Source organism: Synechococcus sp. UW106 (assembly GCF_900474015.1).
In the GTDB taxonomy this organism is placed as follows: domain Bacteria; phylum Cyanobacteriota; class Cyanobacteriia; order PCC-6307; family Cyanobiaceae; genus Parasynechococcus.
Genome location: NZ_UCNV01000001.1, coordinates 85,470 through 111,378, shown reverse-complemented (window position 1 = coordinate 111,378; position 25,909 = coordinate 85,470). Strand labels below are relative to the sequence as shown.

Below are 25,909 nucleotides of genomic sequence, written 5' to 3'. Positions count from 1 at the left end.
GGGGTGCATGACCTAGGGGAGCCCTTTATGAAGGTTTTTTTGCGGGACTGGTATAACTAAACATAACACAATAAAGCGCAAAACAAGATACACGGCTGGCACTATTGAGAGAGAAAAACTCAATGAATAGTAAAAGCTTGCTCAGCAATCAGAAAAATATTTTTTATAAGGATATTAACAATTTAAAAGTTTTTGAATTAGAGAATCAGAATAAGACTCTAATTGATCTGGCTGGACTTTATTGATAGGCAATGACAGAACCTTCTGTTGGGAAAAGTTAATTTGATTGACCAAATAAGCAAGTGGCATGATTCTATTGTCGCGCTGTTGTGCCCGGAAATTTATTCCTCTTATAAAATTTAATTTTCCCCGAGTTATGATTATGAGATGATTTGCAAAGATTGATGCTCCGTTATTCCTGCCCCAGACCGGAAGAAGGCGGCCCGCACCCTCAAAAACCATAGCGTTTGGCTCAAGCCTTAATAATGCTTGATAAGCAGCCTCAATCTGTTCACTAGAGTCAACTGTGTTGACATATTGTGCTCCCGTAATAGGCATAGAAGAGTTGCTAATGACTCTTCTGTGAGTATTATCCTTCATGCAATTATCGTAGTTTTCACCCTTGAAATAAGAGAAGTTCTCTAAATGCCTAGACCCTATGCGCCAAAACACTGGTCTTAAAGGGTGTTGCTTGAAAATTAAATAGTGCGGATTAACAATATCAACCATGTCACGGTTGGTGAGTGGTGATGCTTCGCATAACTTTCGCGAATCATTGCCACTAAGCTCAGAGTTATACTGAGAATATTTCTCAATAAAGCAATGGGCTTCAGACAATTCGCATCCGGCTACTGGCTTAAAACCAACCGCCGGGGTGCCAAGTAAATTTAGTGTTCTAATTAATGCAGTAGTTATAGTAGTTTTGCCAAAATTAGTTCCTGCAGCAATTACCCAATAGATTTCCGGATTTTTCAATGAAGACCATAGATAACCACTCAATTGAACTTAATGAACCAAAGAAGTAAATGTCAAGAGCCAGGCATGAATTACGTTTTGTTGCAAATAAGAGTTAGCGAAGGTGAATTATAAATAGTTTCTTCTGCAACTTGGCTATTCTGTTAACGCGTAATTGAATAGCAAAGATTGCTACAGAAGTTGCTCAATGATAATTCTACTTTTCTAAATAATAGAAAAACAAGTGCATGTTAATGTAGGGGTTTAGCTCCAACTAAATAATTCAATGTTCAAGAAATACAACTTTTCTGCTGGTCCAGGAAAGCTGCCTGAGTCAGTTTTAAAGCGCATGAAATTGGAATTAACGGACTACCATGGCCTTGGATTGTCGATCATGGAAATAAGTCATAGGGACCAGGTTGTTCTCGACCTAATAGATCAAACAAGCGAAAAAATAAAACAAATTCTCGAATTAGATGATGATAAAAGGGTGATCTTTCTGCAAGGTGGTGGAACCATGCAGTTTCATATGGTTCCTCTTAACTTATCAATAGAAAATGATTGCGTCGACTATGTTGATACAGGATATTGGGCTGAGAAGGCGATTAAAGTAGCCAAAGAACTAGGCAGAAACACTTATATATCAGGAAAAAGTCATACATCAATTCCAAAGAATTTGAAAATCAGAAGAAATGCCAAGTATTTACATCTATGTTCTAATAATACAGTAATGGGTACACAATGGAAGAGCTTTCCAGAAACAAATTGCCCGATCGTTGCAGACATGAGCTCCGATTTGCTAAGCAAAAGAATTAATGCAAATGATTTTGGTCTTATATACGCACATGCGCAGAAAATACTTGGTGCCGCTGGTGTAACGATTGTTATCGTATCGGACAAATTGTTGGAACATTCTTCACAACTAGTGCCTGATTTTTTCAGATACAACACCCATATATTGGCCAAATCTAACTATCATACTCCTCCAATTTTTGCAATCTATTCAATTGACTGCATGCTCGATTGGCTTCAGGACGAGGCTGGCGGAATCGAAGCGATCGAAGCAAATAATAGCATTAAGGCTTCAAAATTATATAATTTTCTTGATGACTCGAAAATATTTAATTCTCCTGTTGAAGAGCAATCACGCTCAAAGATGAATGTCATATTTCATGCCACTAATGATGATGCAGGCAAGAACTTCATGTGTTACGCAGAAAAAAATGGTTTTCTTGGGCTAAAAGGCCACAGATCGAGAGGCGGATTCAGGGCTAGCCTTTACAATGCTGTGACGATCAGCGATGTCAATGCTCTCATCGATTCAATGCATGAATTTGAAAGTAATTGTGGATAGCATGGTCCATGGTCACTTGCTCGAAACAATTTAAATTAGCATTTATTATCTAATTGCAATTGAAGAGCCTGCCTGGTGAGCGGTGAGCTTTACGATAATGTTTAAGGCAAATCAAAATTAACGTTTTCGCAAGTATCGCGGCCATAGATGGGTAACTTTTTCCTTTCTAAGGCTTGTTGATGAGTGCAAAGTTCTGACGATTCGATAGATTCAATTTTTTGCTTGTTTTGCCTTCTTGGGTTGTGAAATATTCGTTAGGTTTGGCGACGATTTGAATGCATTGATTCAATCTATTAATTCAATGGTTATCGGTTGCGAAGTATATTTTTTCTTCATGGGTTAATGCAACGTAAAACCCGCAAGGGAAAAGCAGGGGACGTTGATGCTGTCGCTATCTATCTTTCGGCTGAACATTCACTCCGTCAGGAATGGCGGGGTTTTTTAATTGTCTTCAGTCCGCAGGTCAATGTATCTAATCAGTTCTTATAGAAAGCAGACTAAACAATAGACAAGTTTCGATAAAGCGCATCCGAGAAAGAATTAAGTTACGAGAAGAGATGAAGAGCTATTCAGCTTTGCTATGGTGAGTATTCGCCTCAACGATAGATTCTCAGTAAGTTTCCAGTTTTTCGAAGAATGTCTATCTATATGGTGCTCAGTTATGCAGGCTTATTGCTTGTTGATAACAGTGGTTGCCTGTTGGAGGATTGTGAGTTGTCTATGTGCCAATTTTTATTGGTGTTTATGTCTTTTTAAGATTAATTGAGCGTAAGCTAAACAGTAAGAGCAGGGAAGGTGTTTCTTGATAAATTAGTTTTGCCTATGTCTTGTTTCTTTGAGTTTGGTTCACTTAATAGGCAATGTTTCCACTCAGCACCTTCGTGCATATCAGTGCTGCCTTCAGGTCCTTGGGTTCATCCCACGACACGGGCCACTGAGGCAGGCGGCAGGGCATGTTGTCGTAGTACTCACATCTGATGCCGCCAAGGGGTGTCCACTAACCCGTACCAACCAGCCATCCATTGCCCTGAGTCGGCTTCTAGTGGATTGCCCTTGAACCAGACCCAACACTTCTGTCCGCCATTTGCCACTAAGGAGTTTCTTCTGCAGCCAATGTCCTTCGTCTCAATCCGCAATTCAAGCGCTCAGGTCGTAAGGCCAGCGCCACAGCAGAACAAACCATTGCTTGAACTTCTTGCTCACCCTCTGGGTGCGGGCTTTTTTATTTCTTTTATGGCAGCCAAGCCGGAAAACCCCGCATTAATACTCTTGTATTGCCTCTTTGCTTGGTCTGCAATAAGTGGTGTCAAGGATCGTCTGTCCCTGCCTCTTAGCCGAGGCGGGGGCTTTTTTAGTTCTCTTGAGCCTGCTTGAACGAATCAGCCCCTGTTCGAGCGCCCAGCAAAATTCAAGCAGCGAAGTGAGACCCCAGTGCTGGACTAGGCTCGCCTTCGGCTGATTGCTCTCCGCTTGGCTTTGTTGTAGCAAAGTTAAAGCAGCTGATGTCTTCATCCTTTATCTCTGGCTTCCCTTTTAGGGGCTAGTCACATCAACGGTTTCAAGGTAATTTGCAGATGACAGGCAAGTCAGGCACATACTTCCAGGCCAGAAGTTGAGTGATGACTCAGGTCCTGTGTTTGCTGCGCTTTTGCCCCTGTCAGAAGGGTTGTGTCAACAGTGTGTCAACAGTGTGTCAACGATAGGTTGATGTTCTGGTAGGTCAAGGAACCGAGGACTTGGGACTCCACTTCCACTGCGTTGACACAACAGGGACCTGGTCCGTCTCTTGCAGAGAGGGGAACTGATGGGTGCTGTCGTTGAGAAGGTCCCGATGATGAACGGGAAGTTTGAGTTGGTGAGATTTGCTCACCGACCCAACAGTTGGTATTTCAGGTATTACGTTCCGTCCACAGGTTCACAAAAAAGAACTTACATAAAACGTTCACTCAAGACTGAAGACAAATCTCTTGCTGAGGAAAGAGGTCTAGAGGAATATCTGAAACTCAGAAATATTGAACAGGATGGGGGAAGTATTATTGCAAAGACTGTTCAGTGGTTGATGGACGACTGGATTGAAAAAAAGTTTTCAACGTGTCGTCACTGGTGAGATTAAAGAAGTGACCTGGAGAAGTAAACGGTCACTTTTTCAAAATGGTTTGAAAAACTACTTTGCAACCAAAGGTGTTAAAAAAATTACTGACCTTCAACCAGATACTTTTGATGAGTATCGGTTTTGGAGAATGACTGAGGGTTGGAAGTTCTATGGTGGTCCAAATGCAGGTCAAAGAAAACCACCAACAGATGGAACCGTTAATAGTGAGATTGGACTTATCAATGAATGGTATAATAACTATTTAATTCCTAAAGGGTATGTAACCCGAAAACCCCGCATCAAGACTAAGGTTCTGGAACTTGACGACCTGTCTGCAAACCCACCAATACCTTTCAAAGATTGGGAAAAGGTATGGAGATGGATGGAGCAGTGGTCTAAGAAAGATGCAAAGGGTGTTAACAGACCTTCTGTTCATTATTGGAGGATGTGTTTTCGTCACTATCTTCTGGTTGCATATAATTCAGGAGTGCGTCCTACAGAACTCTGTGGCAGGTATGACAAGAGGCAAGAGGTTATTGATAGAGGACTCACCTGGAATGATGTGGACATCGTTCCTCAGACCAGGTGGTCAGAGAGATTGAAGAAGGATGTAGAAGATGAACCCATTGCGATTTTGGATATTCGGAAAACAAAAACAAAGGTCCCTAGGGAGGTTCCTTGTCGGACTGCCAAGTTCCTTGAAAGGTGGAAACAGTTTGTCCTGCAGTGGAGGGAGGAAAACGGACTTCCAGCACCTGATGGAAGTGACCTTGTCCTCTAATCCTTTCCTGTACCTCTTGTCTCTCTTCTGAAGTTCCTTCAGCATCTCATACTCAACTTTGGTCAGTCGAATGGTGATATTCATCTGACTACCTCACTACGGTTGTTCTGAAACCATTCATAGTGAGTGATCAGGTAATCCAATGTTCCTATCCTGGATCGTCTGAGTTGATGGGATAAGGAGTCAAACTTTTGCAGAGTGGTCTGATTTTTTCCCAAAGAACGAATGATATTCCTTTGATCTGGTTTGGCGAGGGTCTTTATAGATATGTCTCTGGCGGGGAATAGTGTCTTTGTCTCGATTCGACCGATTCATTGTGTCGCGTGTATGTGTCTTCTGAGTCGCATTCCCTGTCTCAAATTCGTTGATCAGGTCCAAAGTCCCGTTCATCCGCGAACAATCCGACCACCAAGACATCGGTCAGAGATGGACCAGAACCCCGCAGAAGACTTGATGAGGTCTCTGTTCTCTCTGTAGGAACCAGGTGTTGATGGGTTTTCCCAGTACCAAAGTGCAGGTGCAAACCCGACAAACAGAACCCTGTTCGTCTCTGATGGACGTGGGATGCGTCGATGTGGGTTCCAGTGTTGATCGTCCTTGAAGAGGACTGAGGTTCCATATTTCTCGTTGGTCCCGTCCTCGAAGGACCACCAGACACTTCCGTACCCATTGGATTGACCTGTCTGGAATGTCCCCAGGGTCTTCCCGTCCTGGACCAACACTCCCTTGAGGGAGACATAAGTGCGTTCAGTCAAGAGAACCTTGATTGATGGGACCTCCTCACTGGTCAGTTCACAGCCCAGTGGGAGTGGTTCTGCATGGGTCTGTGGGATGGAGAAGAGGGCGATACCCAGTCCAATCCCGATAAACACCCTCATCACCGCACTCCCTTCCTTCTCGGGTGGTTCAAGGATCACCTCGTTTCCAGATCGACGACAAGTCCGTCTCTTCGGTTTCAGTCCAGAGATGTCGTGTCGGTTGAGGGTCCTACCCCGTTGACACGACCTCCATTTGGGAAAATGTCTGTTCATGGATGTTGCGTGTCAACGTCCGTGTCAACGACCCCCCAGAACCCCAGTGTTTTCGGTGGTGTGTCTACAAGGTGTCAACGCACCTAACCACCCAAAACCCAGTCAGTACGGGAACAGGAGTCACTAGTGCATTTCCAGGACATCATCAGCACGCTCAATCGGTTCTGGGCGGACCAGGGGTGTTTGCTGTTGCAGCCCTACGACACGGAGAAGGGGGCCGGCACCATGAGCCCCCACACGGTGCTTCGTGCCATTGGCCCCGAACCCTGGTCCGTGGCCTATCCCGAACCCTGTCGCCGCCCCACCGACGGCCGATATGGCGACAACCCCAACCGGGCTCAGCACTACTTCCAGTACCAGGTGCTGATCAAGCCGTCTCCTGATGGCATTCAGGAGATCTATCTGGCGTCGCTCGAGGCTCTGGGAATCAAGGCTGCTGATCACGACATCCGTTTCGTCGAAGACAACTGGGAATCCCCCACCCTCGGGGCATGGGGCGTGGGCTGGGAAGTCTGGCTCGATGGCATGGAGGTCACCCAGTTCACCTATTTCCAGCAATGCGGCGGCATTGACTGCAAGCCGGTTTCGATTGAGATCACCTACGGCCTGGAACGGCTGGCCATGTACCTCCAGGACGTTGAAAGCATCTGGGATCTGAGCTGGAACGGCAAGCGCAGCTATGGCGAAATCTGGTTGCCGTTTGAAAAGGGCCAGTGCCATTTCAACTTTGAGGCTTCCAACCCGGAGCGGCTAAAGCAGTTGTTTGCCATCTATGAGGCTGAAGCCGCCGATCTGATCGAGAAGGAGTTGCCGGCACCGGCTCTGGATTTCGTCCTGAAGTGCAGCCACACCTTCAACCTGCTGGAAGCCCGTGGCGTGATTTCCGTGACCGAACGCACGGCCACCATCGGTCGTATCCGCAACCTGGCCCGCAAGGTGGCCGAGGGCTGGCTGGCGGAACGGGAGGCCCTGGGCTTTCCGTTGTTGGAGGGGGGAACTCTCGAGACAGCGGCGTAATGGTTTCTGAGTCGACGTCTTTCCGTTGATGGCGTTGCCCTCTGCCTTCTGGTACTCCTCGTGCTTCGAGGAGTGCTGTGGGGAGCGCCGACGCCGAGTCCATCTGATCCGTCTCGCCTGATTCAGACGCCGCCAGCAGCGGTGGTGATCAGTGGTCGATTGGTCGCCGACGTGCGGCGTTTCAGCTGGGGGTGTGCTGTTCTGCTGGAGGTGGATCGGGTTGAGGGCCACCGGGCCAGGGGTCGCACTGAGTTGCAGCTCCCTAACTGCGCTTCTCCGTTGCTCCAGGGCTGGCACGTCCATGCAACTGGGGTTCTGCGGCGTCCGATACCTGGTGCGCACCCATTGTTGCCGGGATCGGCGGAGCGTCTGGCCCGCCAAGGCAGTTGGAGTCGACTCAGGCTCGACAGCATCGAGGTCCTGCGGCGTCCATCGACACCTTTGGTTGATCTGAGGCGTGATGTTGCCCAGCGGCTTCAGCAGGCCGTAGGGCCGTGGCGGGGCGGCTTCCTGTCCGCCCTGGTTCTAGGCAGCGCCCAGGTGCAGCTCCCCGAAGACGTGCGACAAGCGTTCCGCGTTGCCGGCTTGTCCCATGCGCTCGCTGCATCGGGTTTTCACTTGTCAGTGCTGCTGGGCAGTGTCCTGATGCTTGCCCGCCATTGGGCCCCTTGCCTGAGGCTTCCTTTGGCTGGCCTTTCGCTGCTGCTGTTTGTCTGTCTTGCCGGGGCCCAGCCATCAGTGGTGCGGGCGGTGCTGATGGCTGCGATCGCCTTGCTGATTCGCGAGTCAGGCCATCACAGCCGTCCGCTCGGCGTGCTTCTGCTGACACTCAGCGGCATGCTGCTGTTTCGGCCTGGCTGGGCCCTGTCAATCGGCTTTCAACTCAGTGCAGCAGCAACCGCTGGATTGATCCTTACGGCTCCACGCCTGGAGCAGGCTGTTCAAGGTTGCCTGCCTGATCACTGTCGCGGCGTGGCCTCGGCGCTCTCCATCCCCATCGCGGCTCTTCTCTGGACGCTGCCCCTGCAGTTGCTGCACTTCGGTGCGATGCCGCTTTACGCCTTGCTCGCCAATCTTCTGGTTGCTCCGCTGCTGGCACCTCTGACATTGCTGGCCATGTTGTCGGCGCTGTTGGCGTTGGTGTTGCCTCCGTCCGTTCTGCCCCTGCTGCTGTGGCCGGTGCAGCAGATGGCGGGGCTGGTGATGGCCATCTCGATTTGGATCAGTCAATGGCCTGGAGCCCAACTGCTCACTGGGCGCCCCCAGGGGTGGGTTGTTGCGCTGCTGGTTGTGGGCTTGTTGCCCTGGCTGCTGAGGGCAAGTGCTTGGAGCCGGCGCTGGGCCCTGCTCCCAATGGCAACTGCCTTGCTGGCCCACGGCTCGTTGCAGCTCTCCGATGGCCTCGTGGCGGTCGAGCATTTTGGTCGCCACTGGTTGCTGGCTCGACATCGCGGGCGTGCTGCTTTGGTGAGCACCCATGGCGATGATCGGAGTTGCCGGATGGCGCAACGGATGGCCACGGTGCATGGTCACTCCCGCCTGGATTGGGTGATGTTGTTGGATCCCGTGGCCACGGATGTGCTCCCCTGTTGGCAACAGCTGGCACACCGCGTCGAGGCTCCTCAGCAGGGTCGCCCTCCAATCGCTAAAGGCAAGATGCTGCGGAGTGATGGCTTGTCGGTGCACCGCTCGCAGCACCGCATTGGATCACTGGTGTTGCGGGCGGGATGGCAGCGCTGGCAGTTGCTGCCCAGGCCTCAGGCGTTGTGGGGTCAGCAGGGGCAACAGCGTTCAGGCCCCCAGCACGTTTTCACCGGCATATGGCTTGGCTTCAAGCCTTCTGCACCGCAGCGCCGTTGGCTTCTGCAGCATTGGGCTGGCTCGCGGTTCATTGGCCTTTAAAGTTCCTGCACGTCCTCGGACGTGTGGAGAGGTGGCAGAGTCCGGTTGATCGCGCACGACTCGAAATCGTGTAGGGGTAACACCCTCGTGGGTTCGAATCCCACCCTCTCCGTTTTTATTGGTTGTCGTAGAGCAGTTGTGAAATTTGTGAATCGCTCTATATCTTAAAAAATATTTTTCAATGAGGCGGTATGGATTCTAAAAGAGATTCTTCAAATGTATTGGCAATGCAGTTCATCTGGATGTCGTATTCTTGGATCGTTTTGAGCCACTTCTTGTATTCCCTGTGATACAAGAAATCAGATAAATTGCTGCTTAGTTTCCCTAAAAGAGCTATCAATGCTGCTCGCAAGGATGGCTCGTTATCGGTGTGGAGGCGATCAAGGATTCGTTGGCGCCATTCTTTGGGTGAGGTGTAGAGAGTGATGATGTCGAGGCGTTTGGCGCGCGTTGAAATCTGCCGCAATAGCTTCAAGTTGCTGTCGTGGTTAACGCTGGTCAGGTCGATGTGAAGCAGTAGGCAGTATTTCAACTTTCGTGTTTTTTGTTTCTTGAAATTGTCTGGATTCATCAGCCGCTGCATGCGTTCAACGGTGGAGCGTTTTAGGCGTTGATTTGGATCGCAGTCCAGGTGTTTCAGCACCTTTAAAGTGAATGGATCATGTGGCGGCTGGCTCATCTTTCGGATCAACTGCGTTTTGCCGGAGCCCGATGCACCTGCGATCACGATCACGTGACGAGCGCGCCGCCCCTTGGTCTTAGGTCTCATGGCGTCCTATGCCCTCTCGCCGGCTGCAATTCTGCATGTCTGAGGCTGTCTTTCCCTCTCTGAAGACTTCCGGTGAATTTGGCGTTGCTTTGCTGCAACTCCTCGAGATGGCTCCAGTTGGTCTTTCTAGGAGTGGAACAAGAGCACCAATCCCTGTTCCACTTGATGGAACTCTCGTTCCTCTCGGCTGAGATCGAGGCCCACATTGAGCCCCTCCTTGAGTGCATCCTCAAATGGGGGTGTTGATGGTGGAGCACTGTCAATGCAGAGCGCAGCGATCCCCACTGCTGTTGCATGCCAACGGAACCGGCTCGTCGTGCCGATGTCCGGTTCGTTCAACGCCTCCTCCAGGAGGATGTTGATGGTGAGGTTCGTGCTGGACCTGGACATGTGGACCAGCATCGTGACCTCGGCAGGGTCCTGCAATCAGCTGAGAGACTTCGTATCGTTCGCATCATTCCGGCTGGATGCCCTCGGCTTCAGACCAATTCCCGCAGCGGATCGCTCTGGTTCACGAGTGGTTCTCACCACGCTCGGTCGGTGGAGCTGAGCGTGTTGTTGAGGCGATCGATTCCCTGCTGCAAAGCCGCGGTTGCGAGCCACAGCTGGCCGCCCTCATTGATGCCGAATCCTGCCGGTCTGGCAGTTGGTTGCACGGCCGATCTGTCTTGACTAGCCCGATTCAAGGCCTTCCCTGGGGTCGCAGCCATGTGCAGCAGTACCTGCCTCTGTTGCCTTTTGCTGTGGAACAGATCGATCTCGGCGCAGCTGAGCTGGTGATCAGCAGCAGTCACCTGGTGGCCAAAGGTGTGCTGACCGGGCCGGAGCAGTTGCACATCAGTTATGTGCATACACCGGTTCGTTACGCCTGGGATCAGATGCACGCTTATCTGCAGCGCTCGGCGCTGGCGCGGCGCGGCCTCGGGCCCTTGATTCGCTGGCAGCTGCATGCCCTGCGCCAGTGGGATCAACTCAGTGCTCAGCGTGTGGATCACCTGATTGCCAATTCCCGTTTCACAGCACGCCGCATTCGCAAGTATTGGGGGCGGGAAGCCAGCGTGATCCATCCCCCCGTGGAGGTGAATCGTTTTCGCTGGGATGCAGCTCGGGACGATGTTTACCTCTGCTTGTGCCGTTTGGTCCCTTACAAGCGGGTGGATTTGGTGGTGGAAGCCTTTAACCGGTTGGGGCTGCCGCTCCTTGTGGTCGGGGACGGGCCGGAGCGTGCGCGGCTGGAGGCCCTGGCAGGGCCAACCGTCACCTTGCTGGGCCGCCAGTCCGGGCCACAGGTTGAGGAGCTCATGTCTCGATGTCGCGGGTTTGTCTATGCCGGGCTTGAGGATTTCGGTATTGCTCCTGTTGAAGCGATGGCCGCTGGCGCTCCGGTGATCGGCTTGGGGCGTGGTGGTTTGTTGGACACGGTGCGTTGTGCAGCGGCCGGGGTGAGGGAGCCCACAGGGGTGCTCTTCCCCGAGCAGACCGTCGAGTCGCTGGTAGAGGCCGTGGAATGGTTTGAGCAAGATCGGATCTGGCGTTCTCTCGATTCGGAAGCCATCCGTCAGTGGGCCGAGCGCTTTAGGCCAGAAGCATTCGCCGCACGTTTTGAATCTGCTCTGCAAACGGCCTGGCGGGCCCATCGACGTGGCTGTGACGTTGCAGCGAGTGACCCCGCGGAGATGCCAGGACTGCGCCTGTGACGTTGAGTGTGGTGAGTCCCAGGTTGAGCCTTTGACCTCGGCCTCTCGGCCCTCTTTGCTTCAGACAGCAGGACGTACTGCGCGCCGCGGCAAGTACAAGCCCCATCTTGCGCTGATCTCAGCTCCCCCCTCGGCTCTGCCGGCTGTCGCTCTGATTCGCCATCAGAACCGGTGGGGCCGAGTGTTCAAGCGCACTGGAGACATCGTTTTTTCTCTGGCCGTTCTCGGCCTTGGCTCCCCAGTGCTGCTGCTCCTGGCTGGCTTGGTCAAGCTCAGTTCGCCCGGCCCGGTGTTCTACACCCAGCGTCGGGTGGGCCGGGGTTACCAACGTTTCGGTTGCATCAAGTTCCGCACCATGCGCGCCGATGCCGATGCTGTTTTGGCCCGCGTTCTGGAGGCGGATCCATCGCTGCGGGCTGAGTTTGAGCGTGACTTCAAGCTGAAGCGTGATCCCCGGATTACTCCCTTGGGTCGTTTCCTGCGCCGTTCGAGTCTCGATGAGCTGCCGCAGTTTCTGAATGTCCTGTGCGGTGAGATGAGTGTGGTTGGCCCTCGCCCCATCGTTGATCAGGAACTCGGCCGTTATGGCCCATACATGGATGAAGTTGCTTCAGTTCGTCCAGGCTTGACGGGGCTGTGGCAGGTGAGCGGTCGTAACAATCTGAGCTACAAGAAACGCGTCAAGCTCGACCTTGCCTATGCGCGTGGTCGTTCGTTCAGCCTGGATCTCGCCATCATCCTGCGCACGTTTGGTGTGTTGCTTCTGCCGATGGATCGGGGCGCTTATTGATTGATTCCTGCTGAAAGGGGTTTAGAGAGTGATCACCAGCTGGCTGATCACAAAAGCACTCAGCCAGAGGGTTTCAAGACGCCCTGATGCGTTGAGCACACATCTGACGAGGTGCACCTTGGCCGTTGGCTGGCCAGCCCCAAGCACCGGTTTCAGAACCCGGCGCTCTCCATAACGGTTTTCCCCGCCAAGTTGGATCCCGATGCAGTGGGCATAAATCGCTTCTGAGCGACCTGCATTGGGTGATGGGTCTGCCGCTCCATCCAGTTCTGCTAACTGCACCCGTTGCGCCCAGCGCGTCCATGGAGGACAGACGAGGGGCAACGTCAGCATGACCAGACGGCAGGGCAGCCAGGTGAGCAGATCATCAAGGCGTGCGCCCGCCGTTCCCAGCCAGCGCAGGCGACCCGTGCGATAGCCGAGCATGGAATCGAGCGTGCTGCTGGCCTTGAAGGCCCAGGCCAGAGCAAGTGGTCCTGGGCCTGAGGGCATGCCCATCCAGAGCAACGCACCAATGCCCATCCAGAACAACGGTGCGAACACGCCATCCACCGCATTTTCTGAAGCTGTTTCGGCTGCAGCTCGGAGCAGCCCAGTTTGATCCAAGTTCTGCACGTCTCGTCCAACGATCCAGCCCAACTTCTGGCGTGCCGGTTCGAGGTTGCCATCTGCCGATGGCGGAAGGGCGTTCAGCACCGCCAGCACGCTGTCCGTCAGGCTGCGGGCCGCCAGGGCGCTGGCAAGGCTCAGGGTCACAACTGCGATGCCAAGCCACTGCCATGGGGAGGGAAGCCAGAGCAGGCGCTCCACGCACCAGCCCGCAAGGGCGCTGCCAGGCACCAGGATCAAGGTGATCAGTCCTCCCCCGAAGCGCAGCTTGATGGGATGCTCCCCCGCCCATTGCTCGACCCTGCACCGCAGCTGCCGGATGCACCAGCCCATCACAACCACGGGATGGAGCATCCGGCTCGGGTCACCGATCAGCTGATCCAAGAGGGCTGCCCCGAGGATCAGCAGGCTTCCCATCGCTCCTGAGTTCATTGGAGGGGACCGCTCAGGAGCCAACAAAAATCCCCGCTCACTACCGAAAAGGCAGCAGAGCGGGGGGTGTGGTGAGTGCTGGAGTGAGATCCCACCGGGCGTTCAGTGTTCGCGCTGAATCAGGCGTCCTTCAACCAGCTGAACATCGAGCGGAGTCCCTTGCCCACTTTCTCAATCGGATGCTGTGCATCACGGTCGCGCACCTTTTTCATTTCGGGCTTGCCGGCTTCGCACTCAGCCACGAAGTTCTTGGCGAAGGTGCCGTCCTGGATGTCAGCCAAAACGCGTTTCATCTCGGCTTTGGTGTCGGCGGTGATCAGCCGGGGGCCGCTGACGTAGTCGCCGTATTCCGCGGTGTTGGAGATCGAATCGCGCATGGAGGTCAGTCCTCCCTTCACCATCAGATCCACGATCAGCTTCACCTCGTGCATGCACTCGAAGTAAGCCAGTTCGGGCTGGTATCCAGCTTCCACAAGGGTTTCGAAGCCTGCCTTGACCAGCTCGGACAGACCGCCGCAGAGCACAGCCTGCTCACCGAACAAATCTGTTTCGGTCTCTTCCTTGAAGTTGGTTTCCAGGATGCCGGCACGGGTCCCGCCGATGCCTTTGGCGTAGGCCATGGCCAGGCCCCGTGCGTTACCGGACGCGTCTTGTTCGATCGCGAACAGGGCAGGAACGCCCTGACCGTTCTGATATTCCCAGCGCACGGTGTGTCCAGGGCCCTTCGGGGCGATCATCACCACGTCCACATCGGCAGGGGGTTTGATCAGCTCGAAGCGGATGTTGAAGCCGTGAGCGAAGCTAAGCACCTTGCCTGCATTGAGGTGGGGTGCGATTTCTTTCTCGTAGACGTCCTTCTGGAACTCGTCAGGCAGCAAGACCATGATCCAGTCGGCCTTGGCCGAGGCATCGGCCACGCTCAGAACCTCAAGTCCATCGGCTTTGGCTTTCTCGGCCGACCGGCTGCCGTCATAAAGGCCCACAACCACATCGACCCCTGAGTCCTTCAAGTTCAGGGCGTGGGCATGACCCTGGGAGCCATAACCAATGATGGCCACGGTCTTGCCGTTCAGCAGACCGAGATCGGCGTCGGAGTCGTAGAAAAGCTGGGCCATCCGGGGCGGGCTTGCGCAACAGTGCAGTGGACGAGCTTACGCAGCGGCCTGCCCCGTACCAATCAGGCTTCGTTGGGATGTGAGATCACGCGGTCGATGAGCCCGTACTCCTTGGCTTCCTCGGCGCTGAGGAAGTAGTCCCTGTCGGTATCTTTTTCGATTTTTTCGAAACTCTGCCCACTCATCTCGGCCAAGGATTGGTTGAGCATCTCCTTCATCCGCAGGATCTCGCGCGCCTCGATTTCGATGTCACTGGCCTGGCGCCGGCTGGTGCCGCCAAGGGGCTGGTGAATCATGATCCTGCTGTGGGGCAAAGCGACACGTTTGCCCTTCGTTCCGGCCGCCAGGAGGAAGGCACCCATGGATGCGGCGAGGCCGACGCAGATGGTGACGACTTCGCTTTTGACGTACTGAATGGTGTCGTAGATCGCTAGTCCAGCTGTGACGGAGCCGCCGGGGGAGTTGATGTACAGGTAAATCGGCTTGCTGCTGTCTTCCGAGTCGAGATAGAGCATCTGGGCCACGAGGCTGTTGGCGATGCCGTCATTGACTTCAGAGCCAAGGAAGAGGATCCGCTCCACCCCAAGACGGGTGTAAATGTCGACCCAGCGCTCCATCTGGCTGCCTGGGAGGCGGTAAGGAACGCTGGGAGTACCGATCGGCATGGTTCAGGACGTTGAAAAGAGAAGTGCAAGTGAGGCGGATCAGACGCCGCTGGTCAGACGCCGCTGGTTAGACGGAGGTATTGCCGGGCAGTTCTTTGCGGCTACTGAGCACGCGGTCGATGAGTCCGTACTCGACGGCTTGTTGGGGTGTCAGGTAGCTCATCCGGTCGGAGTCCTTACTCAGCTCCTCCACGGATCTTCCGGTGTTGGTGGAAAGGATTTCAAGCATGGCCTGCTTGTTGTGCAGCACTTCCTTGGCCCGGATCTGGATGTCCGTAGCTTGGCCGCGGGCACCGCTGCGGGGCTGGTGCAGAACGATGGAGGAGTGGGGCAGAGCAGCCCGTTGGCCTTTTGTTCCTGCTGAAAGGATCACCGCTGCCGTACCCATGGCTTGACCAATGCAGATGGTGTGCACCGGGGGTTTGACATAGCGGAGGGTGTCGCAGATGGCGAAGGCTTCGGTCTCAAAGCCGATCGCTTCTCCTGAGTACCAGCTGGTTCCCGTGGAGTTGATATAGAAGTAAATCGGTTTTTCTGGGTTGTCGAATTCCAGAAAGAGCAGCTGCGCAATGATCAGCTCAGTGACATCGATTCCCATCTGACGCTTCGCATCGTCGTCAGAGAACAAGGGCAAGCCCAAGTACACGATCCGCTCTTTGAGCAGGAGGGACGGAAGGTCGGGAGGTGGTGTGCGCATCACGGCGCTGTCGCCGTAGTACGGGGCCGAAGTTGTCATCTCCACCATCGCGGTGAGGCGAGCCTAGCCGGGGTCAGCGGGCTTGCGGTGGCTGGTTTTGGCCGGTTTTCCCTGACTTTTCGATTTGGTTGAAGTCTTGGTGTCGGTTGTTGCATCTTTGGAGTCCAGACGGGCGAACACCATCCGACCCGTTGGCGTTTGCAGGGCACCGGTCACCACCACAGGCTTGCGTTGGCCGATCAGCGATTTTGCATCGTTGACCACCACCATCGTTCCGTCGTCGAGGTAGCCGACGCCCTGGCTCTCCTCCTTGCCCTCACGCACGATCTTGAGTTTGAGTTCATCGCCGGGTTGCACCTCAGGCCGCAACGCGATCACCAGCTCACTCAGATTCATCACCTTCAGTTCTTTCACCTGGGCGACCTGCGCCAGGTTGAAGTCTGCGGTTACCAGGGTTCCGCCCGTGTCAGAGGCCAGTTGCAGCAGACGGTCGTCCGTTCCCTTCCCGTCGTAACGGGTGCTGTTGATCACAAGCCGTCGCCCGTAGGTCTCCCGTAGATCTTTCAGCAGCTTCAATCCGCGCCGGCCCTTGGCCCGTTTCTCAACATTGGTGGAATCCGACAGCTGCTGCATTTCATCGATGACTGATTCAGCGACGATCACCTGCCCTTCCAGCAAGCCGCACGCAAGCATTCCGCGGATCCGACCATCGATGATCACGCTGGTATCGAGGATCTTGGCCGTGGCTGGGGTGAGCACCCCATCGGCCACCAGCAGGGCTTCCGTGCTGGCGGGATTGAACAGGCGCAGCAGCGTGCGGCCATGCACCTCCGCCAGGTTGCTTCCCAGAATCCCGAAAAAGACATTGCTCACCACTGCTAGCAGCGGTTTGAGCAGGGCAATTCCCCCGGAGAACGGAAGCAGTAGAACGGGCAACAGCAGCAGATTGGCGACCAGTAGCCCGAGGATCAGGCCGACAGCCCGGCTCACCAAAAGATCGGTGGGCATGGTGCGCACTTGCTGCATCAAGCGCACCCGGAGCCTTTGAAACACCAAGCCGGCAATGACTCCGATGCCGCCTCCCGACCCGCTGAGAATCAGCCGGAGCCGTTCGGCATCAGTGGTTTCGGTGACCAGTCCGTCCGGAAGCAGATGAACTCCCATCCATCCGGCGGCTGCACCGGAGACCACAAACAGAAGAAGGATGAGCGGATCCACCATGGGTTCAGGTCGTGGTAGCTCAATCCAGATGCCAGAAGCATGCCCTATCCCATCCCTCCCCGCAGCGCCTATCTCCATATTCCCTTCTGCCACCGGCGCTGTTTCTACTGCGATTTCGCGGTTGTTCCCTTGGGGGATCAAGCCCGTGCCGACCAGGGGCCTGGCAGTCGCTCCATCCGCGAGTACCTGAGCCTTCTACATCGCGAAATCGCTTCTGCCCCAGTCGGTCCGCCCCTGTCCACGGTCTACATCGGTGGCGGGACGCCATCGCTCTTGTGTCCGGATCAGATCGCTGCATTGCTCGACGCCTTGGCGGAAAAGTTCGGGCTTCAGCCCGGTGCGGAAATCACCCTGGAAATGGATCCGGCCACCTTTGACTGCGCGCAGCTGTCTGCGGTTCTCTCCCTTGGGGTGAATCGCATCAGCTTGGGAGGGCAGAGCTTTGACGACTCGGTGCTCGAACAGCTGGGGCGGCGGCATCGGCAGCACGACCTTCAGGCGTCGATCGACTGGCTGGTGCAGGCCAGGCGCGACGGAGTCCTCCAGTCCTGGAGTCTCGACCTCATTCAGAACCTGCCAGGTCAGACCGTGGCCGCGTGGGAGGAGCAGTTGGATCAGGCCATTGCCAGTCAGGCCCCCCATCTCTCGATCTACGACCTTTCGGTGGAACCGGGCACCGTGTTTGATCGTCAACGCACGCTTGGCGCGCTGAAACTTCCGGATGACGACCTCGCCGTTGCGCTGATGGACCTAACCACGCATCGGCTGGCTGCTGCAGGCCTCAGCCGTTACGAGATTTCCAACCATGCCCGGCCTGGCCATGCCTCACGTCACAACCGGGTGTATTGGAGCGGTGCCGGTTGGTGGGGATTTGGAATGGGAGCGACATCAGCGCCCTGGGGGGAGCGCTTGGCGCGACCACGCACACGGGCTGCCTACGCGGCATGGCTCGACAGCGGTCCTGAGGAAAACGTCGCCGAGGTTGGTCTTCCACTGGATGACCAATTGTTGGTGGGGCTGCGGCGCCGGGAAGGGGTGACGCTGCATGGCTTTGATGCCGATGCACTGGTCCATCGCTGGCAGCCGTTCGTTGAGCGTGGATGGCTGCAGCAGCGGGCAGGGCGTTGGTGCCTCACCGATCCCGAAGGAATGGCTGTCAGCAATCAGGTGCTGATTGAGGTGATTCTGTGGTGGGAAGAGGTTTCGGAGAGGACTGCTAAGGCCAAAAGTCAGTCATATCCATTGAGCTGATGAACAAGAGGCTGCTGTCGCGACTGGTATCAGCGACTTGGGCGAGACACGTCTGAATGACAACTTCGCGGAGCATGCCAAAAAAAAGAGGTAGGCCCCTCAGCCCACCCCCAAACGACGTATTGAAGGCACCACTGCCTTCGAAACAATCTTCGCTGACAGGCGACCCCTCGCTGGGTATCAAATGCACCAAATTAGGCATTAATCACTAGCCAAATCTCCTCAAGTTGGCTGTGAAGATAAATGGGGCGCGAGCACCACTGCAAGCCCTTGGGAGACGGAATGTTCGCGGGTTCCCTCGCCCGCGTCTCCCCAAACGCTTAAGTCGGCCGAGCCAGGTCTCAATAGCAGTCTCATATCAGTGATAGGTGATCAGGTCGGGATCAACGAGAGTTGGTTCCACTAGAAAAAATTTCGACTAGTGCACATCTTTTGCCTGGCATTGCAATGCATCATCTGGTCAGGCAGATCAAGCTGGATCACCCATCAACTCTGAAATATTGGGCATGGGATCCGCCTTGCCGTCAGCAATTGCGCGAGCGCGAAGGTAAAACCAGCTCTCCGTATCGCCCTTGGCTTCCATGCTCTCCGCGATGGATATCCAATTGTTGATTTCAGCTTGATCCATGGGAAAGCAAATAAAAAATCTCCGGAACCCCTCAGAACCAGAGATGGTTCAACTGTCTGGTTGCAGCTCAGCTGTCAGACCCTTGGATCTTAAAAATCGAGAGCAGGCAACGGAGGTACGGATGACCGTTGCCACCGGCCCCATGAGTCGTGGCTGTTTGTATGGGCGTACTAAAGGGGTTCGGTGTTCGTGGATCCCAGCAACCTCGTCGTCAAGCTTGTAGCCCTCTTGCTCCGCGTCCTTCGCCGGCACTTCTTGCTCGTTGGCGGCGATCATGTTGAGCAGGGGGACTGGTGGATGGGGCGGCTGATCTTCCTGTTTCAGGAGGCTGATGTCGATACCAGCGTCATCACATGGATCAACGCCGATCAGGTGACAGATGTGATTTGGTCAATGGATTGCTGGTCCACTAGGCACTGAGGGCCTCAACCTTCAATGTCGATCCAGGGTTTGAAATGAGTCTTCTGACGGATAGGCCGGCTTGCATCTCCTGCCTATTAAGGAACAAGTTGCCACAAGATCATGGAAATGATGTTTTTCATTGGCATGAACATCGCTCTTCTCGGGTTGCTCGTCTATGGCCTCCTTACAGCCAGGGAGAAAATCAAGGCTGGCCGTAAAGAGATCATCTGAAGTGTCAGCCCACTGACTGATACTTCCCGGGCTCACAACACCTGACGTTCTTGCCGGCATCTATTCGTCCACAACGGCGTCGGTCCTGTACTTCACCATCGGTGCGGCACCCCCCCCCCAGCCGGCTGGCGGAACTGAAGCTGAACGAATGTCTCGTTTGCAACTCACTTGCAACCGCATCGATTCTTGTAATCACTCAGCCACTCATCTCCAGGCTTCGCATCAGTCGAAGCCCTTGTGGCGCGGGGCTTTTTAGGCTCTGATTGGAATTATTGATTGTCATGGGTGTTTCCTGTGATGGGTGGAGTTTGGTTCCGGGTCTGGTTGACCCACCCCTTCAACGCCTCAATGAACAGTTGGCGCCCATCCACAAGGGCCGGACTGAACGGAGGTTGTTTTGTTGTTAGGCCCAGCAGGTCTGCCGTGACGCGCACCTGGCCATCGCAGCTCTCACCAGCTCCGATGCCGATCACGGGAATGCTCAGGGCTTGTTGCACCTTGCTCGCCAGCTCCGACGGGACATGTTCCAGCACCAGAGAGAAGCAACCCTTCTGTTCCAGAGTGCGCGCATGATCCAGCAGGCGCTCTTGGCTGATGGCATCCGTGGCCTGACGGCGATAGCCCAGACGATGCACGGCCTGGGGGGTGAGGCCAAGGTGCCCCATCACGGGAATGCCCATCCGCACCAGTCGGTCGATCACGGTCACGACCTCAGGCTCCGCTCCCTCCAGCTTCACTGCGGCAGCACTGGACTCCTTCAGCAGTCGGCCTGCAGCCGCCACGGCACGGTCTTCTCCGCACTGGTAGCTGAGAAATGGGAGGTCGCAGACCAACAGGGGTTGATCGGCCGGCATGGCTGTCAATCCCCGCGCCACCGCCTGAGTGTGATGGAGCATCTGATCCAGGCTCACAGGGAGTGTTGTGGCATGGCCCAGCGCCACCATGGCCAGTGAGTCGCCAATCAACACCACATCGGCACCGGCTGCTTCTGCGAGAGACGCAGAGAGGCTGTCCCATGCGGTGAGCACGGCGATGGGGTGGCCCTTCTGCTTGAAGCGGGTCAGATCAGAAGGACGCATGCAGCTTCAGAACCCCTCGGGGGCTCATTGCTAGCATTCTGCCGACTCGGACCCATGCGGCTCCGACGCCCAAATCTGGTCAGAACCGGAAGGGAGCAGCCACACGGGATGCTCAGGGCAGGCGTGGATTCCGGGTCACCACTTTCAGACCGCTTGATTGAGAGTCAGATTCCTCAGGACTTTCAATCGGAGCTGTTGTTCTGCTGCTGACGGCGACGCAGGAATTCAGGGATTCTGGCGCCGTTCTCTTCGGGTTCCGTTTGGGTCGCCATGGCAGGCATGGAGCGGCTGCGCTCACTGCGGTAGGGCTGCTTGTTATCGAATCCTGTGGCGATCACAGTGACGTGAATCTCTCCTTCGAGAGCTTCATCCACCACGGCGCCCACGATGATGTTCGCCTCCGGATCAACGACGTCGTAGATGACTTCTGAAGCGGTGGTCATGTCCTCCAGGGTCATGTCCTTGCCGCCGCTGATGTTGATCACACAGCCTTTGGCCCCATCGATGCGCTCTGTTTCCAGCAGTGGACTTGCGATCGCAGCCTGGGCTGCCTCCACGGCTCTGGACCGGCCAGACCCGATGCCGATGCCCAGCAGTGCTGTACCTGCTTCGGTCATCACGGAGCGAACGTCCGCGAAGTCAACATTCACCAGGCCGGGACAAGTGATGATGTCACTGATGCCTTTGACGCCCATGCGCAGGACATCATCTGCACTGCGGAATGCCTCTTGAAGAGGTGCTCCGCCGATGGCTTCCCGCAGCCGGTCATTGGGAATCACGATCAGGGTGTCCACATGCTCTGCCAATCGTGTGATTCCTTCGTCGGCCTGACGCATGCGACGGCGGCCCTCGAAACTGAATGGCTTGGTGACGATGCCAACGGTGAGAGCCCCGACTTCCCGGGCCACCTCAGCTACCACAGGTGCGGCTCCAGTTCCGGTTCCACCGCCCATACCTGCGGCGATGAACACCAGATCTGCTCCCTGCAGTGCGTCGTGCAGATCAGTGCGGGATTCTTCGGCTGCCTTCTGACCGATGGTGGGGTTGCCCCCGGCGCCGAGTCCCCGGGTCAGAGTTTGCCCGAGCTGTAGCCGTTGCTGGGCTTGAGATTGGATCAGAGCCTGGGCATCCGTGTTCAGAACGCGATAGCCAACGCCCTCAAGATCGCTAAGGATCATGCGGTTGACAGCATTGCTGCCGCCCCCACCAACGCCAATGACCTCGATGCGGGCGGATTGGCTGGGCTGGATTCCAGCTGCCGTGTAGGACCCTGAGCCGCTCACCATCTCCATCGTCGAGGCTGAACCAGTTGGTTGCGTTGCATTATGTCCCTGAAGCCCTGTCCTGGCTTCAACAGATCACAAACCAGGCGCTGAGGTTGTGGTCTCCAGATTTTCAACGCTCTGGTCTCAGGGTTGCGATTTGGCGTTCTGGGGGACGGGTGGATTCGCTAATTGCAGTTCCGGACGGTCGGGATCGCTGAGATCAAGACTGCTTTTCCGGGCTTGGCGTAGATGCTCCGGCAACGTGTTGTTGAGGTGGATGATCGTCTCGATCTGGGTGTTGAGCAGGGCTGGTTCGCCTCCGAGATCAATCCTGCCCAGGCTCGTTGTGACAAGGCTGATGTCTCCATCAGGGTGAATCACGATAGTTTTCAACATCCCCTCGAAGCGATCCCGTTGTTGCAGCAGCTCAGCGACATAGCCGCGTTGCTGTTCGTTCCAACCGCGCACCAAGATTTTTGTGAGCGGTTGCGGTGATGCGTCATTCAGGCTCATCCACTGCCCTTTGGCATCTAACAAGCCTCGTTCCCGCCCAGCGGGACCCTGACGCACAGCCTGGGCGACTGGGATTTGTGGCTGCAGGTTGACGATGAGGCGAGCGGGCAGCATCTGGCGCTCCACCTGAGCGCTGCGCACCGGCAGGGAACGAATCAGCTGTTGTTCAAGCGTCCTGGGACTGACCTCCAGTAGGGGTTGGGGAAAGCGCAGATTGGCCGCCTCGACGACTTGGTCCGTCTCAAGGGCAGCGCCACCCTTCAGGATCACCGCCTCAGGGCCAGGAAGGGTCCAGCCATGGCGCAGCAGGATCCAAGCGAATCCTCCGCTCAGAACAAGCATGGCCACGAGGCGCCAAAACTGAACCAAAAGGGTGAGGCGCCGTTGACGGCGTAATTCCCTGCGACGGGCCATCTGGGCTGAGATGGGCCGTTCAGATGCTTTGTGTTTGCTTATGACCCGGCTCAAAGGTCGCACCGGGCCCGGGCCATTAATTGCTCACCCCAGCTGCGAGCGCGGTCGGCGTCGGAGAAGGGAACATCCATCTGGAGGTCTTTGCCGATGAGTCGCAGTCGACAGCGCCCCTGAGATTCATCCGTAAGGGGGGCATCACCGGAGGCAAGTGACATCAGTTCCACCAGCTCGAGCCGGCAGACATCAAACGAGCCCTGATTCTGAAACTTGCCAGCCTCAAAGCTGCTCCAGTGCAGTTCCCCGTCTTTCAGTCGGGCACCACCGCATCCGTCGAGCTTGGCCAGTTCCGAGCCTTCGGCCCAGGCACGAAACAGATTTTGGCGCCGCCGTTCCAGCCATCCAAGCGAGGCCAGCAGCACAAAGGCCAGCAGCAGAGGAAACCAGAGCAGTCCGTGGCTCATGGGTCAGGCGAAGGACGCTGCATTCATTCTCCTGCTGTTTGGATCAGTTGGTGAACCAACTGGTCGAGTGTTACGCCACTGGCCGCCCAGAGCATGGGGAACATGCTTTGCGCCGTGAAGCCGGGAAGGGTGTTGATTTCGTTGATCCACAACTGATCGGTTGCATCGTCGTAGAAGAAATCCACCCGTCCCATCCCGTTGACGCCAACGGCAGCGCAAGCCTGCAAGGCGTGAGCACGGATGCGGTCACTCACTTGATCGGACAGGGGAGCTGGGATCAACGTGGTGCTGCGCCCAGCGGTGTATTTCGTGTCGTAGTCGTACCAGTCCGCATCAAAACGAACCTCGCCGACCACCGACGCCTCGAGCGTGCGTCCCCCCAGTACGGCGCATTCCACTTCCCTGGCGTTGACGCCCTGCTCCACCACCAGCCTTGGATCGAGCGCTGCTGCCTGGTTGAGGCCAGCCTCTAGTTCCTTACGCGAACGGACCTTGCTGATGCCTACAGAGGAACCAAGATTGGCCGGCTTCACGAAGCAGGGGTAATTCAGTTCCGTTTCAATCCGATCCAGGAGAGCGGATCGGCTGTTGGGCTCCTCGAGCTCGGAAGCCAGCAGCGACACGTAGGGCACTTGAGACAGCCCGGCGCTGGCGAAAGCGGACTTCATCGCTTGTTTGTCCATGCTCACTGCTGAGCCAAGAACTCCGGCACCCACGAAGGGTTTGCCGGTCAGCTTGAACAACCCCTGAATGGTGCCGTCCTCTCCATTGGGACCATGCAGGACCGGATACCAGATGTCGACCGCATCGCAACCCTCCGGGAATCCTTGGAATCCTGAGGGAGGCAGCGGCGGTGTGAGCTCCGGAGCGGTTTCGGAGGCCAGGGTCGTCTCGGCGAGATCCGTTCCCCACCAGCGCCCATCACGGTCGATATAAATCGCCTGGACGACATAGCGATCTGTGTTGCGTCCGCTGCGCAAGCCGCGAACGACGGTCGCCGCAGATCGGATTGACACGTCGTGTTCTCCAGAGCGGCCTCCAAAGACGAGCCCGACCGTGATGGGACTGGACGGCATGGCTGCTGCGACCCCTGAGCAGTGGGAGCGCCAAAGGTATCAGCGTTGAGCTCAGCGGGGCAGGGGGCTACCGCTGAGTGAAAAGGAGCGAACGGCATCAATGCGTACTTGCACGAGATCGCCGGCGTTGTAGGCATGCCCATCCGACCCCGTGGCACTGAAGAAGGTCAGCCGATTGGTGCGGGTTCGCCCCATCAGTTGCGATGGATCCTTGGGGTTGATGCCTTCCGCCAGCACTTCTTCGGTGCGGCCTTCATAGCGGGCGTTGGCCTTGCGGGCGCAGCGTTCCACCAGGGCATTGATCTCGCGCAGGCGCTCCACCTTCACCTCCTCCGGCAGCTGGTTGTCCCAGTCGGCGGCTGGGGTGTTGGGCCGGGGTGAATAGGCCGCCGTGTTCACCTGGTCGAAGCCGATCTCATCGATCAGATCGAGGGTGCGGCGGTATTGCGCATCGGTTTCTCCGGGGAAGGCGACGATCACATCAGCGCTGAGGGAGGCATCGGGCATGCGCTCACGGATGCGGTCGATGATGCGCCTATAGCGCTCCACGGTGTACCCACGGGCCATGGCCTGGAGCACGTCGTTGTCGCCGCTCTGAAACGGAATGTGGAAGTGCTCGCAGAGCTTGGGCAGGTCGGCGCAGGCATCGATCAGCCGCTCGGTGAAGTAGCGCGGATGGCTGGTGGCAAAACGGATCCGTTCAAGGCCCTCCACGTCATGGACGTGGTGGAGCAGATCGGTGAGGGTGTGCTGGCGGCGACCTTCCGGGGTGATGCCCGGCAGATCCCGGCCGTAGGCATCTATGTTTTGCCCCAGCAGGGTGATCTCCTTGTAGCCCTGGGCAGCGAGCCCCTCCATCTCCAGCTTGATCGCCTGGGGCAGTCGCGATTGTTCTTTGCCTCGTACTGAAGGCACCACGCAGTAGGTGCAGCGTTCGTTGCAGCCGTAGATCACGTTCACCCAGCCGCAGACGCTGCTGTCCCGTCGCGCGGTGGTGATGTCTTCAAGGATGTGATGGTCCTCGGTGGCGACCACCTGCTGGCCGCTGTCCACCTGAAGCAGCAGGGTCTCGAGTCGATTCGCGTGCTGCGGACCCATCACCAGATCCAGCTCGGGCACCCGCCTGAGCAGTGATTCGCCCTCTTGCTGGGCGACACAGCCCGCCACCACCAGGGTGAGATTGGGATTGCTTCGCTTCCTCTGGGCTTGTCTGCCCAGGTAGCTGTAAACCTTCTGCTCGGCGTTATCGCGGATCGTGCAGGTGTTGTAGAGCACCAGGTCGGCATCGAGTTCGGCCGGTGCCTCCCGATAGCCCATCGATTCCAGAATTCCGGCCATCCGTTCGGAATCCGCCTTGTTCATCTGGCAGCCGAAGGTGGTGATCCAGTAGCTGCCCCGCTGGGAATTGGCGGTGGCGTCAGTGGTGAGGGGGGCGGAGGCGACCAAGACTCTGGCTCAAGCCT

The 25,909-nt window shown here is 55.9% G+C and carries 25 protein-coding genes, 1 tRNA gene and 1 other RNA gene; 11 read left to right on the top strand and 16 right to left on the bottom strand.

Features of this window, described 5'->3' with window-relative positions:
• Window positions 1-174: 174 nt before the first annotated feature.
• Window positions 175-975 carry a dethiobiotin synthase gene (locus DXY30_RS13450; RefSeq protein ID WP_137006755.1) on the bottom strand — a complete coding sequence of 267 codons (801 nt, stop codon included), beginning with the start codon at window positions 973-975 and terminating at the stop codon, window positions 175-177.
• 265 nt (window positions 976-1,240) lie between these two features.
• Here DXY30_RS13450 and serC point away from each other — a divergent pair, with 265 nt between their 5' ends.
• The 3 genes from serC to DXY30_RS13445 all read left to right on the top strand — a co-directional run bounded on the left by serC (window position 1,241) and on the right by DXY30_RS13445 (window position 5,181).
• Window positions 1,241-2,308 carry a 3-phosphoserine/phosphohydroxythreonine transaminase gene (gene serC, locus DXY30_RS00610; RefSeq protein WP_115092926.1) on the top strand — a complete coding sequence of 356 codons (1,068 nt, stop codon included), beginning with the start codon at window positions 1,241-1,243 and terminating at the stop codon, window positions 2,306-2,308.
• Between the two features lie 1,804 nt (window positions 2,309-4,112).
• On the top strand, window positions 4,113-4,415 hold the full coding sequence (locus DXY30_RS13765) for a hypothetical protein (RefSeq protein ID WP_115092924.1): 303 nt from the start codon (window positions 4,113-4,115) through the stop codon (window positions 4,413-4,415).
• A complete protein-coding gene (locus tag DXY30_RS13445) occupies window positions 4,381-5,181 on the top strand; it encodes a hypothetical protein (protein WP_137006754.1) in 801 nt (266 codons plus the stop codon). The genes DXY30_RS13765 and DXY30_RS13445 overlap by 35 nt, the downstream gene beginning before the upstream one ends.
• 386 nt (window positions 5,182-5,567) lie before the next feature.
• Here DXY30_RS13445 and DXY30_RS00590 read toward each other — a convergent pair whose 3' ends face one another.
• Entirely contained in the window at window positions 5,568-6,098 is a 531-nt protein-coding gene (locus tag DXY30_RS00590) for a hypothetical protein (RefSeq protein ID WP_115092922.1), read from the bottom strand.
• 240 nt (window positions 6,099-6,338) lie between these two features.
• On the opposite strand from DXY30_RS00590, the gene glyQ reads away from it, so the two are divergent.
• The 3 genes from glyQ to DXY30_RS00575 all read left to right on the top strand — a co-directional run bounded on the left by glyQ (window position 6,339) and on the right by DXY30_RS00575 (window position 9,243).
• Window positions 6,339-7,229 (top strand): glycine--tRNA ligase subunit alpha, encoded by an 891-nt coding sequence (gene glyQ, locus DXY30_RS00585; RefSeq protein WP_115092921.1) that lies wholly within the window; start codon window positions 6,339-6,341, stop codon window positions 7,227-7,229.
• 60 nt (window positions 7,230-7,289) lie between these two features.
• Window positions 7,290-9,131 (top strand): ComEC/Rec2 family competence protein, encoded by a 1,842-nt coding sequence (locus DXY30_RS00580; RefSeq protein WP_244281182.1) that lies wholly within the window; start codon window positions 7,290-7,292, stop codon window positions 9,129-9,131.
• Between the two features lie 25 nt (window positions 9,132-9,156).
• Window positions 9,157-9,243 (top strand) — tRNA-Ser (locus tag DXY30_RS00575).
• Between the two features lie 66 nt (window positions 9,244-9,309).
• Here the strand turns inward: DXY30_RS00575 and DXY30_RS00570 are convergent.
• Window positions 9,310-9,864, bottom strand: a complete 555-nt coding sequence (locus tag DXY30_RS00570) for a hypothetical protein (RefSeq protein ID WP_137006753.1) — start codon at window positions 9,862-9,864, stop codon at window positions 9,310-9,312.
• Between the two features lie 162 nt (window positions 9,865-10,026).
• A complete protein-coding gene (locus tag DXY30_RS00565; RefSeq protein ID WP_115092962.1) occupies window positions 10,027-10,302 on the bottom strand; it encodes a hypothetical protein in 276 nt (91 codons plus the stop codon).
• Window positions 10,303-10,367: 65 nt separating this feature from the next.
• Between DXY30_RS00565 and DXY30_RS00560 the strand changes: the two genes are divergently transcribed.
• Window positions 10,368-11,597, top strand: coding sequence for a glycosyltransferase (locus DXY30_RS00560; protein WP_115092918.1), 1,230 nt, complete (start codon window positions 10,368-10,370; stop codon window positions 11,595-11,597).
• A gap of 31 nt (window positions 11,598-11,628) precedes the next feature.
• Window positions 11,629-12,387: a sugar transferase gene (locus DXY30_RS00555; protein WP_115092917.1), complete on the top strand. Its 759-nt coding sequence runs from the start codon at window positions 11,629-11,631 to the stop codon at window positions 12,385-12,387.
• A gap of 21 nt (window positions 12,388-12,408) precedes the next feature.
• Here the strand turns inward: DXY30_RS00555 and cbiB are convergent, their stop codons facing one another.
• The 5 genes from cbiB to DXY30_RS00530 all read right to left on the bottom strand — a co-directional run bounded on the left by cbiB (window position 12,409) and on the right by DXY30_RS00530 (window position 17,126).
• Complete coding sequence (gene cbiB, locus DXY30_RS00550; RefSeq protein ID WP_244281181.1) at window positions 12,409-13,428, bottom strand: adenosylcobinamide-phosphate synthase CbiB; 1,020 nt, start codon at window positions 13,426-13,428, stop codon at window positions 12,409-12,411.
• Between the two features lie 119 nt (window positions 13,429-13,547).
• A complete protein-coding gene (ilvC, locus tag DXY30_RS00545) occupies window positions 13,548-14,543 on the bottom strand; it encodes a ketol-acid reductoisomerase (RefSeq protein ID WP_115023782.1) in 996 nt (331 codons plus the stop codon).
• Between the two features lie 62 nt (window positions 14,544-14,605).
• Window positions 14,606-15,208 (bottom strand): ATP-dependent Clp protease proteolytic subunit, encoded by a 603-nt coding sequence (locus DXY30_RS00540; RefSeq protein WP_115092915.1) that lies wholly within the window; start codon window positions 15,206-15,208, stop codon window positions 14,606-14,608.
• 67 nt (window positions 15,209-15,275) lie between these two features.
• The gene (locus DXY30_RS00535; protein ID WP_115024307.1) at window positions 15,276-15,944 is read right to left on the bottom strand and encodes an ATP-dependent Clp protease proteolytic subunit; all 669 of its coding nucleotides are present in this window, start codon (window positions 15,942-15,944) and stop codon (window positions 15,276-15,278) included.
• 24 nt (window positions 15,945-15,968) lie between these two features.
• Window positions 15,969-17,126 carry a PIN/TRAM domain-containing protein gene (locus tag DXY30_RS00530; protein ID WP_115023779.1) on the bottom strand — a complete coding sequence of 386 codons (1,158 nt, stop codon included), beginning with the start codon at window positions 17,124-17,126 and terminating at the stop codon, window positions 15,969-15,971.
• A 39-nt stretch (window positions 17,127-17,165) separates the two neighbouring features.
• Here DXY30_RS00530 and hemW point away from each other — a divergent pair, with 39 nt between their 5' ends.
• Complete coding sequence (gene hemW / locus DXY30_RS00525; protein ID WP_115092914.1) at window positions 17,166-18,377, top strand: radical SAM family heme chaperone HemW; 1,212 nt, start codon at window positions 17,166-17,168, stop codon at window positions 18,375-18,377.
• A gap of 469 nt (window positions 18,378-18,846) precedes the next feature.
• On the opposite strand, the gene DXY30_RS13760 is transcribed toward hemW, so the two are convergent.
• On the bottom strand, window positions 18,847-19,005 hold the full coding sequence (locus DXY30_RS13760; RefSeq protein WP_170951066.1) for a hypothetical protein: 159 nt from the start codon (window positions 19,003-19,005) through the stop codon (window positions 18,847-18,849).
• A gap of 183 nt (window positions 19,006-19,188) precedes the next feature.
• On the opposite strand from DXY30_RS13760, the gene DXY30_RS00520 reads away from it, so the two are divergent.
• A complete protein-coding gene (locus DXY30_RS00520; protein ID WP_115092913.1) occupies window positions 19,189-19,425 on the top strand; it encodes a DUF3104 domain-containing protein in 237 nt (78 codons plus the stop codon).
• Between the two features lie 482 nt (window positions 19,426-19,907).
• Here the strand turns inward: DXY30_RS00520 and panB are convergent, their stop codons facing one another.
• A complete protein-coding gene (panB, locus tag DXY30_RS00515; protein ID WP_115092912.1) occupies window positions 19,908-20,717 on the bottom strand; it encodes a 3-methyl-2-oxobutanoate hydroxymethyltransferase in 810 nt (269 codons plus the stop codon).
• A gap of 43 nt (window positions 20,718-20,760) precedes the next feature.
• On the opposite strand from panB, the gene ffs reads away from it, so the two are divergent.
• Window positions 20,761-20,857: signal recognition particle sRNA small type (gene ffs / locus DXY30_RS00510), an RNA gene on the top strand.
• A gap of 42 nt (window positions 20,858-20,899) precedes the next feature.
• Here the strand turns inward: ffs and ftsZ are convergent.
• The 5 genes from ftsZ to miaB form a co-directional block, all read right to left on the bottom strand.
• Window positions 20,900-22,009, bottom strand: coding sequence for a cell division protein FtsZ (gene ftsZ / locus DXY30_RS00505; RefSeq protein WP_115092911.1), 1,110 nt, complete (start codon window positions 22,007-22,009; stop codon window positions 20,900-20,902).
• A gap of 117 nt (window positions 22,010-22,126) precedes the next feature.
• Window positions 22,127-22,909: a cell division protein FtsQ/DivIB gene (locus DXY30_RS00500; RefSeq protein WP_244281180.1), complete on the bottom strand. Its 783-nt coding sequence runs from the start codon at window positions 22,907-22,909 to the stop codon at window positions 22,127-22,129.
• Between the two features lie 50 nt (window positions 22,910-22,959).
• Window positions 22,960-23,370, bottom strand: coding sequence for a hypothetical protein (locus tag DXY30_RS00495; RefSeq protein WP_115092909.1), 411 nt, complete (start codon window positions 23,368-23,370; stop codon window positions 22,960-22,962).
• A gap of 23 nt (window positions 23,371-23,393) precedes the next feature.
• Window positions 23,394-24,446, bottom strand: a complete 1,053-nt coding sequence (locus DXY30_RS00490) for a D-alanine--D-alanine ligase family protein (protein WP_115092908.1) — start codon at window positions 24,444-24,446, stop codon at window positions 23,394-23,396.
• A gap of 51 nt (window positions 24,447-24,497) precedes the next feature.
• Window positions 24,498-25,892 carry a tRNA (N6-isopentenyl adenosine(37)-C2)-methylthiotransferase MiaB gene (gene miaB, locus DXY30_RS00485; protein ID WP_115092907.1) on the bottom strand — a complete coding sequence of 465 codons (1,395 nt, stop codon included), beginning with the start codon at window positions 25,890-25,892 and terminating at the stop codon, window positions 24,498-24,500.
• Window positions 25,893-25,909: the final 17 nt, after the last annotated feature.

Coding starts and splice junctions, on each gene's coding strand:
- serC (WP_115092926.1), top strand. CDS start 1,241: ATGTTCAAGAAATACAACTTTTCTGCTGGTCCAGGAAAGCTGCCTGAG.
- DXY30_RS13765 (WP_115092924.1), top strand. CDS start 4,113: ATGGGTGCTGTCGTTGAGAAGGTCCCGATGATGAACGGGAAGTTTGAG.
- DXY30_RS00565 (WP_115092962.1), bottom strand. CDS start 10,302: ATGCTGGTCCACATGTCCAGGTCCAGCACGAACCTCACCATCAACATC.
- DXY30_RS00560 (WP_115092918.1), top strand. CDS start 10,368: ATGCCCTCGGCTTCAGACCAATTCCCGCAGCGGATCGCTCTGGTTCAC.
- cbiB (WP_244281181.1), bottom strand. CDS start 13,428: ATGAACTCAGGAGCGATGGGAAGCCTGCTGATCCTCGGGGCAGCCCTC.
- ilvC (WP_115023782.1), bottom strand. CDS start 14,543: ATGGCCCAGCTTTTCTACGACTCCGACGCCGATCTCGGTCTGCTGAAC.
- DXY30_RS00540 (WP_115092915.1), bottom strand. CDS start 15,208: ATGCCGATCGGTACTCCCAGCGTTCCTTACCGCCTCCCAGGCAGCCAG.
- DXY30_RS00535 (WP_115024307.1), bottom strand. CDS start 15,944: ATGACAACTTCGGCCCCGTACTACGGCGACAGCGCCGTGATGCGCACA.
- DXY30_RS00530 (WP_115023779.1), bottom strand. CDS start 17,126: ATGGTGGATCCGCTCATCCTTCTTCTGTTTGTGGTCTCCGGTGCAGCC.
- hemW (WP_115092914.1), top strand. CDS start 17,166: ATGCCCTATCCCATCCCTCCCCGCAGCGCCTATCTCCATATTCCCTTC.
- DXY30_RS13760 (WP_170951066.1), bottom strand. CDS start 19,005: ATGGATCAAGCTGAAATCAACAATTGGATATCCATCGCGGAGAGCATG.
- panB (WP_115092912.1), bottom strand. CDS start 20,717: ATGCGTCCTTCTGATCTGACCCGCTTCAAGCAGAAGGGCCACCCCATC.
- ftsZ (WP_115092911.1), bottom strand. CDS start 22,009: ATGGAGATGGTGAGCGGCTCAGGGTCCTACACGGCAGCTGGAATCCAG.
- DXY30_RS00500 (WP_244281180.1), bottom strand. CDS start 22,909: ATGGCCCGTCGCAGGGAATTACGCCGTCAACGGCGCCTCACCCTTTTG.
- DXY30_RS00495 (WP_115092909.1), bottom strand. CDS start 23,370: ATGAGCCACGGACTGCTCTGGTTTCCTCTGCTGCTGGCCTTTGTGCTG.
- DXY30_RS00490 (WP_115092908.1), bottom strand. CDS start 24,446: ATGCCGTCCAGTCCCATCACGGTCGGGCTCGTCTTTGGAGGCCGCTCT.